General features: G+C 43.8%; 12 protein-coding genes. 4 read left to right on the top strand and 8 right to left on the bottom strand.

The genetic code is table 11. The features are described from left to right. Nucleotides 1-17: 17 nt before the first annotated feature. Nucleotides 18-1,361 carry a radical SAM/SPASM domain-containing protein gene (locus BC343_RS25925; RefSeq protein WP_078350716.1) on the bottom strand — a complete coding sequence of 448 codons (1,344 nt, stop codon included), beginning with the start codon at nt 1,359-1,361 and terminating at the stop codon, nt 18-20. Between the two features lie 189 nt (nt 1,362-1,550). On the opposite strand from BC343_RS25925, the gene BC343_RS25930 reads away from it, so the two are divergent. Beyond that, nucleotides 1,551-1,808 (top strand): helix-turn-helix domain-containing protein, encoded by a 258-nt coding sequence (locus BC343_RS25930; RefSeq protein WP_202909867.1) that lies wholly within the window; start codon nt 1,551-1,553, stop codon nt 1,806-1,808. Nucleotides 1,809-2,062: 254 nt separating this feature from the next. Here the strand turns inward: BC343_RS25930 and BC343_RS25935 are convergent, their stop codons facing one another. The 7 genes from BC343_RS25935 to BC343_RS25965 all read right to left on the bottom strand — a co-directional run bounded on the left by BC343_RS25935 (nt 2,063) and on the right by BC343_RS25965 (nt 14,101). Beyond that, nucleotides 2,063-2,380 (bottom strand): DUF1493 family protein, encoded by a 318-nt coding sequence (locus BC343_RS25935; protein WP_078350718.1) that lies wholly within the window; start codon nt 2,378-2,380, stop codon nt 2,063-2,065. 6 nt (nt 2,381-2,386) lie between these two features. Beyond that, nucleotides 2,387-5,977, bottom strand: a complete 3,591-nt coding sequence (locus BC343_RS25940; protein WP_162276948.1) for a DUF6443 domain-containing protein — start codon at nt 5,975-5,977, stop codon at nt 2,387-2,389. 117 nt (nt 5,978-6,094) lie between these two features. Continuing rightward, nucleotides 6,095-9,280, bottom strand: coding sequence for a hypothetical protein (locus BC343_RS25945; protein ID WP_162276949.1), 3,186 nt, complete (start codon nt 9,278-9,280; stop codon nt 6,095-6,097). A 323-nt stretch (nt 9,281-9,603) separates the two neighbouring features. After that, nucleotides 9,604-9,966 carry a hypothetical protein gene (locus BC343_RS25950; protein ID WP_078350721.1) on the bottom strand — a complete coding sequence of 121 codons (363 nt, stop codon included), beginning with the start codon at nt 9,964-9,966 and terminating at the stop codon, nt 9,604-9,606. A gap of 403 nt (nt 9,967-10,369) precedes the next feature. Further along, on the bottom strand, nt 10,370-11,788 hold the full coding sequence (locus BC343_RS25955; RefSeq protein WP_078350722.1) for a S1 family peptidase: 1,419 nt from the start codon (nt 11,786-11,788) through the stop codon (nt 10,370-10,372). After that, nucleotides 11,785-12,192, bottom strand: a complete 408-nt coding sequence (locus BC343_RS25960) for a hypothetical protein (RefSeq protein ID WP_078350723.1) — start codon at nt 12,190-12,192, stop codon at nt 11,785-11,787. The genes BC343_RS25955 and BC343_RS25960 overlap by 4 nt, the downstream gene beginning before the upstream one ends. 622 nt (nt 12,193-12,814) lie before the next feature. Next, on the bottom strand, nt 12,815-14,101 hold the full coding sequence (locus BC343_RS25965; RefSeq protein ID WP_078350724.1) for a tyrosine-type recombinase/integrase: 1,287 nt from the start codon (nt 14,099-14,101) through the stop codon (nt 12,815-12,817). Between the two features lie 378 nt (nt 14,102-14,479). Here BC343_RS25965 and BC343_RS25970 point away from each other — a divergent pair, with 378 nt between their 5' ends. The 3 genes from BC343_RS25970 to BC343_RS25980 all read left to right on the top strand — a co-directional run bounded on the left by BC343_RS25970 (nt 14,480) and on the right by BC343_RS25980 (nt 17,685). Next, a complete protein-coding gene (locus BC343_RS25970) occupies nt 14,480-14,860 on the top strand; it encodes an START-like domain-containing protein (RefSeq protein WP_078350725.1) in 381 nt (126 codons plus the stop codon). Between the two features lie 102 nt (nt 14,861-14,962). Continuing rightward, nucleotides 14,963-16,381, top strand: coding sequence for an LptF/LptG family permease (locus BC343_RS25975; RefSeq protein ID WP_078350726.1), 1,419 nt, complete (start codon nt 14,963-14,965; stop codon nt 16,379-16,381). Nucleotides 16,382-16,479: 98 nt separating this feature from the next. Further along, nucleotides 16,480-17,685, top strand: coding sequence for a bifunctional 3,4-dihydroxy-2-butanone-4-phosphate synthase/GTP cyclohydrolase II (locus BC343_RS25980; RefSeq protein ID WP_078350727.1), 1,206 nt, complete (start codon nt 16,480-16,482; stop codon nt 17,683-17,685). The last annotated feature ends 1 nt before the right edge of the window (nt 17,686 follow it).

Raw genomic sequence — 17,686 nt, forward strand, 5'->3', positions numbered from 1 at the left:
CCTGAAAAGTTTGTATTTTACGATGGTAATATTGCACATTTTTGCAATAGGTGCAATCGCTCCTTAGCTTGCAGTTCGTAATACTTTGGTATGAAGCGGTGGTATAGCGAGCACTGAGGGTCTTTATCTTTAATACGATAAACAGGGCAGCCGCTGGTACAAACTGCACGATAACGGCACTGTTTACAGTCTTCCGATTTTTTATCCTCCAAGTGTTCTCCTGATTCAATCATTTCTACAAGGTCTAAGCCCTCACTGAAGATTGATATTTCTGTCTTAGCCTCTTTGCCAAATTGAACATGGCAGTACTTAAACGAGCCGTCAACATAGATCGCACCGCCCGAGAAACCCGAAGCACAGGTTTGAAAGCCCAGGTCATTTGGCTTTAAATCACAGAATTGGTAGCGCTTAGAAAACTGCCACCCCTCGTTAATTGCTTCCTGCATAATAGCATAAGAAGCTAACAGGTTATCTTCTAACAATTCGCCATGTATCGCTTCGCCTTTTACGATTGAGTAGCGAAATGGTATATTCAATTCGATTAAGTACCTTGTGAGTTCAGGCAACCCAACCAGGTTAAAATTATTGACGACAGTATTCACGCTTACCGCTATGCCTTCTGCAATTAGCGTACGTAAATTACCATCGACTATCTCAAACGTACCCGATCCCGACCTGAACTGTCGGGTAGCGTCGTGGACCTCTGCTACGCCGTCCAAGGATACGCCAAAGCTAATTTTGTATTGTTTGGCAAACGATATGATCTCTGCGTTTAGGAGAGTTAGATTAGTGATAAATGCGATCTCAAGTTTACAACCAACTTGTGCTAAAGCTTCAACAGCCTCAGGAGTAAATAATTTCCACGAGTTGAATTGGCTTAACGGTTCACCACCGGCCAGGCGTAATTTGATATTCTTGATATTGTGCTTCGTTGCAGCTTCAACCAATTTGTAGATCAATTGGTTTCTTACAATTGCCATCATTCCTTTGCCAGTGTTTAGCGTGGAAATATAGCAGTAATTGCAGCCCAGGTTGCAGGCGTTTGTTGTATGTATCCAGAAATTTAACGTTTGAGGCTTTTCAGGTCGTTGAGGTACGCTAAAGCCGTTGTCGAATCTGACAAGTTCAGTTTTGCTAAGTAAGGTAAAGAAACGTTCAAGTACCGCCTCTTGTATCTCCAATCGACCGGAAATTTCATTAATGGTATCCGTTCCGTTAATGGCATCTAGAATGGTGTATTGGGCTTTGTTCAGTACCCGAAAAGAATTCGGATACGAACAATTTACAGCATAGGCATGATCTGCACCTATTAGCTTACAAAGCAGTCCTGGTGCCTTTTGTGGAATTAAGCCCGGTTTCATTGCTCATCAAGTTTAGCTTGAACAATCGCAATCTGTTTTTGCAGATTGGTTTACAGTGTAACCATCTTCAAGAGCTGATGCCAATGTCGCAACATCATCAAACAGGATGTCGTTTTCAGTAGTGTTTGCCATAGTGTAAGTATTAATTGTTAATACTCAAATATACGAAACAATACCAAAACGAGTACTATGGTACTCGCAATTATTTTCTCTATCACATCATTTTTGAGAATGATAGATGATGCTCATAGGAAACTGCTTCATTTCGGGCAAAAATTGCGCGAGCAAAGGAAAAGCAAAGGTCTTACAATCGAGCAATTAGCCAACATCGCAGATTTGGAAAGGATAGCAGTGAGCAGAATCGAGTTAGGGAAAACCAACCCTAAGCTCATGACAATCCTCGCGCTTGCTGAAGCATTGGAAATTAGCCCCAAGGAATTTTTCTAAGGTATCTTCTCATCGCTTGATGCAAATGTAGTCTTGGTTAGACACGAGCACGCTATGCTCATATAATGTTACATACAAACTCCACAACGAAGATTAGATATGTTGTTTTATAGTTTCCGGACTTACTTAACTTAGCTTTAATGTTCGATTATAGGCAGCCTTAAGTGGCCTGAGCTAGTATATAAAAATTACTATTGAGAATGTCCTAGGTTCAAGTCATGCACAGCGAGCCTTGCATACTCTCCAGATTGAATCTAGTTCCCAATGTTCTTGTCATCAAGCTTTCCTAATAAAGCAGCAAGATAAAGGTCACCAACCGTAAACGGTCTGATTATACGTTCTTCTACCCCCCAATAAAATTCTGGATGAAAATATAGCTTGGCTGTGAAACAAGAAATATCAACGTTAAACACTTCAGAAAATTTCTCAATTAGCTCTACAGCTTCCATACCTGTGACGCCTAAGTCTTCTTCTATCGATGTTACAAGGTTAATTTCAAAATCATCTTTCAACCCTGCTTCATATCTAATAAATTCAATAAATATCTCAAACCCTTTATCGTTCTCTTTCATAATTAATTATCGTTCGTTATAAAATGGATATGCAGCTCCAGAATGCATTTGATGATTAACCACTTTAAATTGTATTTTTATTGGCAAAGTTTTAAAATATTCGAATGATTCCAACGTTGTAGCTCCCATATCGTATAGCGTCAAAGCGGTTCCGACATGAAAAGCGATTCGTGTGCCCCAACGTCCAATATACCTACCCCAAGTTGCCGCGTATCGAGGAGCCCCGTTTACTGTGTGTGTGTAGAGTCTTTTTTCTCCTTTATACAGTATTTTTTTGGGATATGCTCTTGACATAAGCTCCGAAAAAAAAGCTGATGCCTCCGAAGAGTTTTTCGCAACGAATCTTTTAGGAGTGGGAGTTGCTAATGACATAAAACCAGGACCAATTACGTGTCGCCATGGGTTTGCGGTGTCAAACTCGCTGTAGTCGTCGCCCGAATTGCCCGTGCCATTAATTTGATTCCCGGTTGAAGATGATACGTTTGCTTTTTTTATTGTATCAGGAACAGCGCTTCTTTCAGATAAGCCAATTTCGGTAGTTGAAGTTGAACCAACACTTTCCATACCCGTCATTCGTTCCATGAAATCCCGGTGCTGTTCGCTTACAGCCTCTCTCGCATGAGCCCGATACACGTCCTGTTGTAACCTAGCGGCATCTTCCTCTACGCTCATCCCATCAGGGTCGATAAACCGTATGGGATTATTTTCACCGTAATTGTAAGGCGAAAACCGCCTGCTTTTTTCCGTTAATGGATCTACGGTCGTCCATCTCCCTATTACAGGGTCGTAGAACCTAGCACTATAATCATAAAGTTCCGTCTCCTCCTGCAATTCCTTGCCATTGTAAAGGTAACGATTTGGAGGGCTTGGCACAACCGGTTGCAGCGAGGCTATGTTGGCACCCAAGGGGTAGTAGCTATTCTCCTGAAGGACAACCGCCGTTTGTTGGGTCGGGTCGTTTGTATCTGGCTTTACGGTAGCGCGGGTATTGCCCAGGTGGTCATTTAAATCATATTCATACAGGTAAGCGGTTCCGTTTTTCATCGCCCGGCCTTCTTCCGTTTGTAAAAACGTAAAGGCAGGTGTAGGGCTCGCGGTATTGGCATCATACTGGATACCATCTATATATTCCGTTGTAGTAGTATTTCCCCCGCTGCTGTATATCTTGCGTAATTTCCGGCCGGCAGCATCATAAATATAGACTATGGTACTGCCGTCAGATTTCGTTATAGTGGCCGGCAGGTTCAGCACATTGTAGGTTATCGAACTGATATTCTTGTTCAAATCCCTCCGCATATTGCCATTCAGGTCGTAAGAGTATTCGTCGGCCGTTTGGGTGCGGTCGTTAAACCCGGCGGTATTTCCTGTGTTATCATTTACCTGGCTGAGCTTTTTGAAGGTGTAGTAGACGTAGGTAAGCGAGTCGATCCGCGTTTTTACTCCGTTTTGTTTGTCATACCTGCCCAGGGAGGTGATATTGCCCCCTTTGTCGTACCGCAGGTATTCATTGTAAAAACCATCTTTAGCGGTACCCTCCGTAGATACGCCTGCGGTAAGGCGGCTGAGGTAGTCGTACTGGTAACTGTAGCTTTGGGCAAGCGGCGTAACCCCGCCAACCTGCCCCATCTTCCATGTTACGCTGCTGATATTGCCGTTATATTGAGGCGTTCCCGTGCCCCCGGACTCGTAGTTGAGCTCCATCCCGAATTTGTCGTTAGTGCCGGAATTGATATTGGCTTCTGCGGCCAGTGAAGTATTGTTGATGCTGGTAAGCCAGCCACGTGGGTTGTAACGGTAATCTACGTGTTGCAGGAAGCTGGTGCCGCCATTGATAGAATGCAATCTTTTCACCCTCACCTGTCCTACCTCGTTGTAGTCTGCTTGTGAAATGATGATTGTAGGCTGAGCCGCCTGGTCAGCATGCTTTACCTGCTGTGAGGTTCTACGCTTGCGGCCCATGTGGTCGTAAGTGTAAGAGTCGGTTACCGTAAGTGCTAATATTACCGTTGTGCCTGTACCACTAATATAATGCTTACGGGTCACGTTTTTTGGCTGGTTGTCAAAGTTATATACCGTGGTTACATCGTCGAAGTTACGCTGGGTTAGGTTTGAAGAGCCTCCAAGGTAATGCTGCGTGAACGTGCGTACCACACGCCCCTCGTCGTCATAATAGGGAACCGTCCATAACGCTGCAGTGCTATTAAGCACCCATGTTTTAGTGGCTGCAAGCAACCCTGCGATCATTTGGCGGTAGGCAGTGCTGGTACTCCGGTCATAGGTTGGAGGCAAACCCGGTATACCATCATAGGTGTCATAGTAACTGATATTATAATAGGAAAGGCTGTTCAACGGCTCACTCACATTACTGTAGCCTGTGGTAGTGGTGCTATCCCGGCTTTCCCATTTGGGGTTACTGCTGGTTTTGTATTGGGCCGCAAGCGCCATTAGCCATTGCCTGTCTGGGGCACTATAATTGGCATCAGCCCCGGCGTCGGTATGCTGCCATCTGCCACTGATCACCACGCGGCCCAGCGCATCATATTTGCTGAAGCTCCATTCCTGGGGCGACTTATTCCGCTGCTGGGCATCTTGCGTAAGCACGAGCTGGTTGAGCGTGTTGTATACCATGAACTCCCATCCTTTCCCCGGTAGCTTCTTTTGGGTTAACCGGTTGCGCTCGTCATACCTGTATTGGTAACAGATGCCATCCAGGTAGCTTTGGGTAATCTCAACGGTATTGTCCGGCTCGGCAAGCGGCGGCAATACGAAGCACAGGTTGCCCCGGCCGTCGTAAACGTAATAGGTGGACAGCATCTCCGCCCTGAGCGTTTCATCTGACGCCCTCCGAAAATTATAAGCCCTTTTAAGCACTACCCGCCCTTGTCTGTCCTTATATTCTTCGGTAGTGTTCATACAGCCGTCCCCCGGTTGCCAGTTCTCATTTTTGGCAATGGCTACGTACAACTGTCCGGGCTGGTAACATTTCGCCCAACTGCTGTCGCGCGCCAGCGTACGGCTTTGGTCGGGATTGACCGTTACATAATAAAGCGCAACTCTTTTGCTTCCAGGGTTATCCGTAGTATCTGTAGTTTTAAAGACCAGATCGTCATTGGTTGCCCATTGCGAGCGTTGCGTATGGCTACTGCTGCCGGAATTTCCCGCTCCGGTAAACTGCCAGGCGGCACCGGGTGCGCCTTGCTCTACTACCCGGTTTAGCGGCGAGGGTTCAAAACCTGTTACCGCGAAGGGGAAAGCAGTACGTACAACGCCGTTGGATTGCTGGGGCCCACTTCCGCCTACAGGGTTATAGAACGCCATTACCCCATCGCCGGGGCTAAGGGCCTCGGGCCTATAACTCCCGTATGCGGTACTTGGGCTTGCATAGGGCAGGTATTTGACCGCTTCCCTTCCAAAGGCATCATACGCTACCGGCTGCACAATATCTTTAGCTAACGGGGATGCTTGCCGCTGAACTACCTGCAAAGGCCTGCCAAGCCCATCGAAATATTGCACAGTGCTCATTACAGAGTCTTTGATATCCGTAAGCTCGCCAAGCCGGGCAGCCGTTGTGACCTTTACGCGGGGTACCCGCTTCAAGATATAGTTCTGGTCAGGGCTTTGTGCAAAGGACACGGAGGGAAAAAGCAGCCCTGTAAGAAGAACCGCTAAGTAGTAAATTTTATGGTGGTGCCTCATTATTGTGAAAGTGAACGGTTAAGGTTTGTAATGGTAATCGTAATTTTCCAGGATGTTGCCTTTTTGGTCTTTGATAGTAATAAGCCGCTGAAAACCGTCATACACATAATAAGTGGTTTGGTTTTTAGCATCAGTACTGCTGGTCATACCTACCAAAGGGTCGTAGGTGTACGTCGTCATCTGCGCATCGGCAGGATAAAAGCGTAGGTCGTCGGACTGTCCCGTAATGTTTATCGGATAACTGTTATTTGTAACCGATACATTCATTTTGACAAAATTCCAACTGCCGCCTGTTTTTGCCCAATACGATAATATATAGCTTCCATTAACAAGGTTCGTTAGCGCTTTTGAGTAGGAAGATAGTTTACTAAAATGCCCCGTTTTACTGTCTTCTGCCGGGCTGTCGCCGTTCCCATCTTCGAAATTCTCATGAAAATACTGGTTTTCGGTAATAACATTTTGCAACATTGCCCGATATGAGCAAGTAATGCCGACCTGAAAAGTATAGCTTTGAAAACTTGTACTACCGGATAAAGAGAGCGTATAATTTCCTTGCGGCATATTGGTGTAGGTTATTGCCCCGCCTACTGGTAAATTGCAGGTACCGTTGCTGCATGAAAACGACCCGCTTTTATTGCTTGGGCCAGAAAGGGTGAAACTGAACGAAGTGCTGGTAGCATTATAGGGCGCCCCTGCCGAAAATTGCAAAACAATATCGCCCGCTGTGGCCTGCACAAATGTAGTCGTTGACGGGTTAGGGTAGTTACCGCCCGTTGGGCCAAGGTAAATAGCAATGTTTTTTGTTCCGGTACCCGGGCCCGTTACTGTAGTAGAATAGTTATGGGCATTTGTTACTTTCGCAACGGGATATTGGCCACCATATCCCCATTGATAGGAGGTACTGATCCCGCCAGGAATCTTTTCTTCCAGCAGTTTACCTTTTGCATCGTAATCATTCAAAATTCCTTTTAGAAAAATTTCGTTATTTCCAACCTGGCTTTCTACTGTTTTTGGAAGGTAAAGGCTATCATTGAAAATGCCGTAATTGGTACGGGAAAGTAACTGCTGAACATTGTTAACAGCAACAGTAGTTTCTATTACAGGCGATACAATGTTTTTGGCGACCATTCCGGAATACACACTGCCCTGCATGTCAAAAGGGTATTTATAACTTGTTTCCGTTACTTTTCCGTCGCTGTTAATTTGTGCTTGTTTTTTTTGAAAATGATAGTTAGGGTCATATTCGTAACTTGTTGTACTCACAACCTCAGCGGGAAAATAACTTTTAGTTGTCTCGCTGGTTTTGAGTGCCGTTCCCGAAATTGTGCTTAACCCTTTAATGAACTGGAAAACTACGTTGGGCGTGGATACGGCTACCTGCCTCCAAAGTGTCCTTGCGCGATAATTAACGCTCACTGTGTAGTCAGTTTGTTTTTCAAGTACCAGGGTGTCCTTTTTATAATATTTGACATTTTTTGGTAGTGAACGAGCAAAATCGAAACTTCCATAGCTACCAACCTGGTTATCGCCCAAGCCGTAGTTGACTCCCAGCTCGTCCGGATAATCCAAATGGGATGTAAAAGTAAAGTCCGTTTTTAGCGAGTTGCCTATGGTTTCCCTTACATTGGCGTAATATACAGGCAAGAGAGAAAGGGAATAAAACGGATCTGATTTCCAGAACTCCCAATTTGTTTGGATATCTGGCACCGACGGTCCAAAGATCCCCCCAAAATCATTACTCGGTTGACTGACATAGAAATTATAGTAGTAATTACTTATCGGGGCAGAAATAAATCCGCTGGAAAGCGACGGGCTGGTAAAATAATCGTAAGAATATGTTTTTACTACAGGAGGATTACCCGCAATATCGGTATCGGTAATTTTTTTCAAGCGTATGCCCCCGCAAGGCTGCCGTAGCGTATTGGTCGTATAATTCCTTGTAAAACTAAACTCATTTTGCTCATACTCGAAAGTTGTGGCTCCTCCCGTCGGGTACGTTATCTTCTTTAAAGCGCCCATCACCGTAGAATCTAATAAAGGGGCACGATTGGCATTGTAGGGTGCAAAAGGTATCAGGCTGGTATTGTTTGCGCCATTATAGTAGCCCCAGTAGTCCAAAGCTCTTATATTGATAGCGCCTGCCGGAAAACTGTTATATAGAAAAGAGTGCCTTCGAACCATCGGGCTTGCACTATTTGGCCTCTCGTTCAAGGTAGTCAGTACACTTAGCATATCACGACTGGAATACTCCAGGCCAAAGTGCTTTATTTCGTTGCCTTTATTGTCCCAAAAAGAAATGGAATCTAAAGTATGCAGTTCGTTCGGCTCTGTATTTTTATAATAAAGATCGACCTTCCAATTTGTGCTTTCAATTTTCGTTAACAAATTTTCTGATGCCACAGAATAGGTCAAACCTGTAAGCGAACTTTCAGTATGGCCCGGCCGCCTGTGAAAGTAGTCGTAAGGCAAGACTGTTATCCTTTGCCGGTTTTGTTGAAAAAAAAAGCCGCTGGAATTCCTATAATCATTTTGATAGGTTAAGTATATTTTATTGCCATTTACATCCTCTATTTCCCGCAACATCCACGCGGTGACAGGGGTAATGTAATTGTCCATATAAGGGTTAAAAAATTCACTTTGCGAAAAAGAGAATTCTACATTTTGCATGGGCTGATTTGGATCAATGTCACCAATAGACTTTGCCGGGTCGCCAAACCGATAGATCGTCCCATCTTCAGTCGTTATACTGAACCCATAAAAATTATCAAATATTCCGTTTTTAATCCTGAGAGATGTATTAATATTTACATAACTAATTTTTAGTTTCCTGTCAGAAACAATATGTGGTTGGCCGTCTTCACCGAAAAAAAACTTTCCTGCTACATTGCCAAACGAAAAATAAAACATATCAGGTTCGCCATCACACGAACCGTTGTTAAAGCAAACCGGACAGCCATCCCCACTACAGTTAAGGGTACCATCCTTGTTTATAATGCTGGTTATATTGGCGCTGTTATACAAATACCCAAAGACACCACTACCATGCCTTTCGTCGGGCAATCCTCTAACTGTCCGTGTTATGAGCCCGCCCGCCATTAACGACCATCCCCTGCCTATAACTCCAGGCAGATCTGACGGGCGGTAACCGCTATAATTATAATTGATAGAGACAGGAAGGCTCAATGAGCCTTGGCTTAGGTTCAAAAGTGGTATACTCAGATTTGGAAGGCCAGAACTATGATTAAGAGGGATCTCACCATACTTACCGATAGAAGCCGCGTTAGGCGATGGCGGTATTACCGTAGTACTTTGCGAGTATATCGTATTAGATAATAACAGCCCAAAGATCACTATTATCGTTACGCGGCATGAAAATTTAAATAGCCAATGCATATATTATTAGAATATTTAGTAGTATAAAAGCATAAATGAGTTTTCGGAAGAACCGCTGCGGCAACTACTTGATTGATTGAATTCCGGCGAATTATCTACCACTCAACTTTAAATAAAATCATATCGGAGAAAGATCAATGCTCGTTTCTGTGCAACGTACAATGGGCTTGGGCTCCATTCAATTCAATATCTAGCCCCACAGAATCCTGGTAGAATTTACCGCTGTGGTTGATATCTAATCCGTTAACAGTAACTTTGAAGGAAAAGCCGCCGGTGCCTACCTTACCGGAGTCTATCGGGAATTCTCCGAGTTCGCTTTTTGCTGTACCTGTTAATACGCTTTCATTAACCACGAAATGGTAATTTAAAGGGTAATTAGTACCGTCATCTTTAACTAGGTGCCCAGACCAGTCGCCTGAGGGGCTGTAAAGTGCTGCAAAACAAAAGGCAAAGCAAAAAATAAAAAAAATGGTGGATGCGAGTCTTTTTTTTCTCATTGTGAAAAGTTTCGGTATATCAAATATAAATATTGTTTATTAAATAATCATATCTTTAATGATAACACTTTACTACTTTAAAAAATATCTATTGGTAGATATATGTGTCCGAATTGAATTCTGTTTTTAGTGGGGCACAATGTTAAAAAAAATGGAAGCGCCCCCCCCCCGAGAAATACATTTTAAAGAATTACGTTACCAGCGGTACAAATACTGTGGTGATTTTGAATTTAGAAGCAAACGCAATCCACTTTCTTAAATAGTACATTCAAATATTGTAGCTAATCCTAGTTCATCAGAATCCATTATAACTGGTAGTGGCAACTTACTGTAGCAAAAACTGCTTCTGGATTTACTGTGAGAAAACCGTATCGACAGAAATGACAAAAGTTATTGCTGCATCTTACTGTTCATTGGGAATAGCCCGTCGCTTGTCCGTATATATCAAAGATTCAACCATCAAATCTTTCAGAAGCAACTCACTATCAAATAACAAATTTAAAGAACTTAGTTTTTTCAGTGTCAGCCGGCACCACTCTATATTTGATTCTAACCATTCCCCACGTGTTTCCCTCGTATGAAGAAAATCATTATTTCCGGCAAATTTTTGCAAATCACGTTCAAGTTCAAAAATCTTTTGTGAATTAACCGCCACTGATTTGTCAATAATTGCGTTCTCCTGGTTGATCGAATCCAAGCGGAAAATAATCGGAATAGCCTCACGCAAGACATACTGAGTGTATACTTTATTATCTTTATTTTCATTGCTTATTTCACCGAAGAGTGCGCTTTTAATATTGGTGTTTTCCCTCATCAACGCTGCCGATTTCAACAGTAAGGAATCGTTGATGCTCTGTAAAAAATTATATTGTTTAGATTGTTTGATAAAATCAGCAACATCCGTAGCACGCTTTATCGCGTTACGATAAACCAAAAATAATTGTATACGTTCATTTAGTAAGCGCGCAAAAATGAGATTATCTGATCGGAAGCTCAATACAGCAGCCTGAAATTGATCGTATATTAACGGGGGCACGGTTTCAACTTTTTCGTTCCTAACCAATTCGTTATAGCCGCGCCCCTGCCTATAAAGTCGGAGTGGAGGTAGCTTGTTGCCGTTTCTGAGTGATAGATTGAAGCCATTTTTTAACTGATTGCTAATTTTCTGGTCATTGATCAGATAAAATGCTGGAATAACCACAAGCATAGATCCACCCTGATTAAATGAACCAGAGAGAAGCCCGACAACCTTTCCGTTAAGGATGACCGGACCTCCGCTCATGCCGTTATTAACCGTCGCTGTAGCTGGTAGCAGATCCAAGCTAACATCTGTAGACAGAATTTTGTAGCTTTTTGAAGGAATGAGTTGATCCATGTTGAAATCAACTTCTACTTTATATCGCTCTATTCCCATAGGGTTACCTATCAATACGCCTTTTAGAGAAGATAATCTTTTAGGTAGTACTGATAAAATACTCAACGAATTTACAGGCAGACGATTAGGTGCTTGAAAATTAAGCAACGCAATATCTTTTTCTTCGTTGTAAGCCGCTACTGCTATATTAGATAGTTGCCCACTGACACAATGAGCATCGATATCCCGGCTACCTACGATCAAATGGTAAGCAGTACTTATATAAATATTATCATTTATCTTCACAAAAAAACCTGTCCCTATAAATGAATTACTCTTTCCGGTAGTTCGGTCGATTTTAGTTGTGTATATCCTGACAATGAATGAATTATAATCTTGCGCCTTAGCCAAAACGCAATTAAACAATGTAAAGAAAAGTAAGCTTGTCAAAAAGTTGTTAGTTTTCATTGTTCTTTTTCTTTTAGAATTAACCGCATAGCTGAATCCCCAGAGATTTCGCCGTTTCGCCACTTGCTTTCGATAATGTCCGTTTTGTAATTTCTTAATAACGATATCGTATCAATCGGTGAAGGCTGGATGGTCGACTGCGTAAATGAACGATTTACTTTAATGGATATGCCAACAGTAATTCCAATTAGACAAAAAATAGACAACGCAGCTAAAATAAACCCAACTTTCTTCTGAATCTCAGCACCTTGCTTGATGCTATCAAAAAGTGTCTTTCCGCCGATCAACGCGAAAAGTGATACGAGTATGGTATTAGTGATTGGTGCCGAGGTAATTCCTGCTATGAAGCCAATCAATAAACCGAAAGCTGAGAATCCTAAAAAAAGACTGGTATTGGGTTTCATTGTGAAAAGTTTTAGGTCTTTGAATACAGGTGAATGTGTTGAAAACTAACTCGCTGTGACGTTATAAATCTAACAAATAAGTTCCAATTTCTTTTAGAAAAATGCGTTAGAAGGAGCTATTAAATATCGGTTCTCAGCACCTTACAATAATTGCTATACGACGCCGATTTTTCGTTGTTCCTCTTCGTTAAATCGTACACGCTTTGACAGGCCTTCTGAAAGTTTACGAGAGAATTGCGCATTACTTTTACTTGCTGATCACGACATCATTTTCACTCATGTCTACATGCTCACCGTAAATAACTTTCTTTAGCCCCATCTGATGAAAGGCGCTAGCTGTACGTTTATTACTTGCTGCAAGACACCACCCTCTTGCAGCAAGTAATTTACAGCATAAATAGGGTTGTCTTTAATTACTAAACCGACGAGCATTTCAGGCGTACGCCGCCAGTTGGGCGTTTTTCTTTTTCGCCCGATTTTCTAATTGTTGATTTGCCATGTCTTTCTGTGTGTTTTAGGTCTTGTTAAAATAAAAATAAACAGTCTATATGAACCAAGTAGTTGTAAAAACATTGCTGAAAGGCACTCTTAAACCAAGGGGCGAAAGCCCCTTGGTACCTATTTAGAAGTCTAACACCGCCTCCAATGCCGCATCCGCCTTTTGGTGCGAGAAGTTCGATTGGTACTGCATCGTTGTAATAATGCTTTCGTGGCGATACATCTTTTGCAGCACTTTGGGATGTATCTCCTTTTCTTCGGCACGTTGTGCGAAAGCGTGGCGGGCTTTGTGCGGCGATGCGTTTTTGTTGATCTTAAGCAAGCCCATGGTAACGCCCATATGCGTACCGATTAGCTTTGTAACCGAGTTAATGCGCCTGCGCACCAAATAGCGGTTATCAAGGTTTTCCAAATTTTTCAGGAACGGGAACACCAGCCCATGTGTTGGCTCAACCGCTTTGTATTCTTCGATGATGGCTACCACCACCGCAGGCACAGGCAGCGATCCCGGTTCGCCGTTTTTAGACATGGTGTAATAGAAACGCCCATTCTGAAAATCCGACCATTTCAGTAGCAGCGCATCTGTGATGCGCATGCCTGCGAAGTAAAAGCATATTAGCCATATGTTGCGGCTATGGTGCAGGTAGCTGTATTGCTCGGAAAACTTGTATTCTTTTAGTTGGTTGATTTCTTCGCCTGTAAGCCCGATCTTTTCCGTCTTGCCGAACTTGATATTGATTTTTCCCTTGCCGCCAAACGGGTAAGTTTCATTACCGACAAGTCCGGCGGTTTTGGCGCGGTTATAGATGGTGCGGATAACGATTAAATGGTTAGTAACCGTGCGTTCGCTAAGTGGCTTAACCTCTTTCATATTGCGCTTGTTACCCGTGCGCAGGAATATGGTGTAACGGCGCAGGTGTTCGACGGTTATTTCAGGGAACGTTACCTTTTCTCCTGCAAACTCATAAAACCGTTTCAGCTTGCTTGTATCGGTTTTGCAAACGTCGAAGTTACCGAGGCTCTTTTGTTCTGCGAGGTAGTTATCGGCAACCTCTTTGAACAAGGCGGCTTTCGGTGCCGGTATCGGCTGCGGTGGCGCAACCTCTTTTATCGGTTTTGGCTTAATAGCCTCGACGAGGCTTTCAGCCGTGTAGTGTTTTTTGTCGGTTTCAAACTCAAGGATTTTACCGTTGATTTCAGCAAGGCGCTTGATCAAAAAGTTGGTCATGCGCATGTGCTGCGGGTGTGCTTTTTTTACTTGCTGCTTTGCTGCATCCCAATGATCGCGAGAAGCCAGCGCATTGCCCTCGAACAAATAAGCGGGAACTCCATTTTGAGAAACTTTAATACCAATAGGGAATTGTTTGTTTTTGTCGGGACGACTCCAGGTCACGATTTTTGCAGTTGCCATTTGGAAACATTTTTAAGGTTAAAAATTGTTTCCGTGTGCTTCTCAAAGGTCGCATTTTGTTAACGGTTTTGTTAACGGTTCGGTTGGATTAACCTGTGTTTTGGTGGTGTTTTGTGGTTTGTGGAACCCCTCAAAAACGCCATTTAAGCACATTTTGCAACAAATTGGATTATTACAGAGGAAATTATGAATCCTACGCTCTAACCATCTGAGCTACCCCGCCGGGTGGTGTTGTATTTGCAGCTTTTTTTGCCGCTTGTTTTTCGGGATATATTTAGATGCTTCCCGAAAAAGGTTTGCAAATATAGCAGAAATTAGTTTTCTTTAGAAAAAATGTTAACATTTACACCCTAATGGCTGCTAACTACTGAATCGCCCATGTCCGAAAAGAAGAAATTTACCCTCGAATACGAAATAAAATCGTCCCCAAGAATATTGTATACTTTTCTAAATGAGGCGAATGGCTTATCGCAATGGTTTGCTGATGATGTTAACGTGCGCGACCAGATTTATACCTTCACTTGGGATGGTGAAAGCCAAAAAGCTAAGCTTGTAGCCATAAAAGAGAACAAATTGGTGCGTTTTAAATGGCTCGACGATGAGCCGCAGGCCTATTTTGAGATGGAAATTCTGCAGGACGAGCTCACCAACGATGTAGCTTTGGGCATTACCGATTTTGCCACCGAAGAAACCCTTACCGAGCGAAAACAGATTTGGGATAACCAGATAGATTACCTCATTAGCGTGCTGGGCGCTTAAGCAAACTTTATTTTTGGTATTTTTGCGGCCGTAATTACAATATGCACCGGTAATTACGGTTATGCATTATGCGCGGCGAGCAAGCTGCACGGTTACCCCGGAATGAAGAAGATACACCTCTTACTTTTAAAGTCGTTCATCAGGCCATTTGTTGTCACGCTGTTTATTGTGATGTTTGTGCTGCTGATGTTGTTTTTGTTTAAATACATCGACGACCTTATTGGCAAGGGTTTCCAGTGGTATGTGATACTGGAGCTGATGATGTATAACTCAGCTACCAACGTGGCCATGGCGCTTCCACTATCGGTATTGCTGTCATCTATCATGACATACGGCAGCCTGGGCGAAAACTACGAGCTGGTGGCCATCAAATCAGCTGGTATATCGTTACGCCGGGCAATGTACCCAATGATGATCGTTGTGGCTATCCTCAGCGTGGCGGCTTTCGCTTTTTCTGATTGGATGCTGCCCATCGCCAATCTTAAATACTATTCGTTGCTGTATGATGTCCGCAAGCAAAAATCAGCCGATTTTTTGCCTGAAAATATTTTTAGCAACCGTTTCCCGGGTTACTCTATCCGCGTTGGGCGTAAAGACGCCGATGGACAAACGCTTCACAATATTATGATTTACAAAAAAGAGAACCTTGAAGTAAATCAGAGTGTGACTTTTGCCGAATCGGGCTTAATGTACCGCAGTAAAGACGACCTGTTTTTAATACTGAAACTAAAAAACGGCGTGCGGTACCAGGAAGAGCCCAGCGAGAATAATTATTTTACCAGGCAGAGGTTTACGCGGTTTAAATTCAAGGAGACCGAGCAGCGTTTCTCAATGGACGACCTAACGATCAAGCGCACCCCGCAAGACGAGTTTAGGAGTGCCTCAATGATGATGAATCTGCGGCAGTTAGATCATTATGTAGATTCGGCAAAAATGAATGTGGATAGTACAGCGGGTACCAATTACACCCTTGTTAAGCCTTACATTAAATATTTTTCGATACCTGACAAGGCGCCCGGTGTCAAACACATAGCGCCTGCCGATACGCTTCCGCTGAAAGGAATTAGCGATAAGCTGAACGCATACAACAACGCTGCCAGCGAGGTGCGCCAGATACAGGATATGCTGCGCAACCGCACCTTAAATTATAAAGATGCCACCAAAAATATCCGCCGTTATATTTTAGAGTACCATAAAAAGTTCACGCTCGGGGCTGCCTGCCTGGTGTTCTTTTTAATTGGTGCTCCGCTCGGTGCTATTATCCGCAAGGGTGGTTTAGGGCTTCCTGTGGTAATGTCGGTTATCTTCTTCCTTATTTACTACATCATAGGTACCATTGGCGAAAAATCTGCCAAAGAGGGCGATCTGCTGCCTATTATCGGGTCGTGGATAGCCATTATTGCATTGCTGCCCATTGGTTTATTCCTCACCTATAAATCAGCGACCGATTCGGCTTTGTTTGATATGGATGTTTATAAGCGCTTCTTCAGGCGTTTCCGCCGGCGTAAGGCAACCATATAGTTTTACAAATCGTAAACCGTTATAAATAATTTATCATTTAACTTTGTTAAACCTTTAGCACACTTATGTACCGCTAAAGCTTAAGAAAGACACACATCATGCTTAATACTATTCCTGAGGCCATTGAGGCCATCAAAGCCGGGAAAACCATCATAGTGGTTGATGATGAAGACCGCGAAAACGAAGGCGACTTTTTAACAGCCGCCCGAAACGCTACCCCCGAAACCATTAATTTTATGGTACGCCATGGCCGCGGGTTGGTTTGCGCGCCCATTACCAAAGAGCGCGCACGCGAACTTGAACTGGAGCCAATGGTTAGCCGCAACACCACCTCGCACGAAACCAATTTCACCGTTTCGGTTGATTTGCTGGGGCATGGCTGCACTACGGGTATCTCGGCGTCCGACCGATCTAAAACAACATTAGCATTAATTGACCCTGCTACCAAACCCGAGGATTTGGGCCGCCCGGGGCACATATTCCCGCTGATAGCCAAAGACGGCGGTGTATTGCGCCGCAGCGGGCACACCGAGGCTGCTATTGACCTATCGGTACTGGCAGGTTTTGAACCAGCCGGCGTTATCTGCGAGATAATGAAAGAGGATGGCGACATGGCCCGCCTGCCCGAGCTGTTGGTGATGGCACGCGAGTTTGATATGCCCATCGTGTCTATTAAAGACCTGATAGCTTACCGCCTCAACACCGAATCATCGGTACGGAAAGAGGTATCGGTAAAAATGCCAACCCAATGGGGCGATTTTGATATGATAGCCTACACCCAGCTTGACACCGGCGAAAACCACCTTGCGCTGGTAAAAGGCGAATGGGAACCCAACGAACCTATTTTGGTGCGCGTGCACAGCTCATGCGTTACCGGCGATATCTTCGGCTCGTGCCGTTGCGATTGCGGCCCGCAGTTGCATAAGGCCATGGAAATTATCAGTAAAGAAGGGAAAGGCGTTATTGTATACATGAACCAGGAAGGCCGCGGCATTGGCCTGGTAAATAAGCTGAAAGCCTACCATTTGCAGGAGAACGGGCTGGATACCGTAGAAGCTAACATTAAGCTTGGCTTTGGTATGGATCAGCGCGATTATGGCATTGGCGCGCAAATACTGCGCAGCCTGGGCATATCAAAAATGCGCTTGTTAACCAACAACCCAAAAAAGCGCGCAGGCCTTATTGGCTATGGTTTGGAAGTGGTAGAAAACCTGCCGATAGAAATAGCTTCAAACCCGCACAACGAAGCCTACCTGCGCACCAAACGCGATAAGATGGACCACGCCATCATGCGCGAACACTAAA

The sequence above is a fragment of the Mucilaginibacter pedocola genome, from assembly GCF_002013915.1.
Taxonomy (GTDB): Bacteria; Bacteroidota; Bacteroidia; order Sphingobacteriales; family Sphingobacteriaceae; genus Mucilaginibacter; species Mucilaginibacter pedocola.

What these genes read in the sequence shown, in the direction of transcription:
- BC343_RS25980 (WP_078350727.1), top strand. Translation starts at nt 16,480, where the DNA reads ATGCTTAATACTATTCCTGAGGCCATTGAGGCCATCAAAGCCGGGAAA.
- BC343_RS25975 (WP_078350726.1), top strand. Translation starts at nt 14,963, where the DNA reads ATGAAGAAGATACACCTCTTACTTTTAAAGTCGTTCATCAGGCCATTT.
- BC343_RS25960 (WP_078350723.1), bottom strand. Translation starts at nt 12,192, where the DNA reads ATGAAACCCAATACCAGTCTTTTTTTAGGATTCTCAGCTTTCGGTTTA.
- BC343_RS25965 (WP_078350724.1), bottom strand. Translation starts at nt 14,101, where the DNA reads ATGGCAACTGCAAAAATCGTGACCTGGAGTCGTCCCGACAAAAACAAA.
- BC343_RS25950 (WP_078350721.1), bottom strand. Translation starts at nt 9,966, where the DNA reads ATGAGAAAAAAAAGACTCGCATCCACCATTTTTTTTATTTTTTGCTTT.
- BC343_RS25970 (WP_078350725.1), top strand. Translation starts at nt 14,480, where the DNA reads ATGTCCGAAAAGAAGAAATTTACCCTCGAATACGAAATAAAATCGTCC.
- BC343_RS25925 (WP_078350716.1), bottom strand. Translation starts at nt 1,361, where the DNA reads ATGAAACCGGGCTTAATTCCACAAAAGGCACCAGGACTGCTTTGTAAG.
- BC343_RS25935 (WP_078350718.1), bottom strand. Translation starts at nt 2,380, where the DNA reads ATGAAAGAGAACGATAAAGGGTTTGAGATATTTATTGAATTTATTAGA.
- BC343_RS25930 (WP_202909867.1), top strand. Translation starts at nt 1,551, where the DNA reads ATGGTACTCGCAATTATTTTCTCTATCACATCATTTTTGAGAATGATA.
- BC343_RS25955 (WP_078350722.1), bottom strand. Translation starts at nt 11,788, where the DNA reads ATGAAAACTAACAACTTTTTGACAAGCTTACTTTTCTTTACATTGTTT.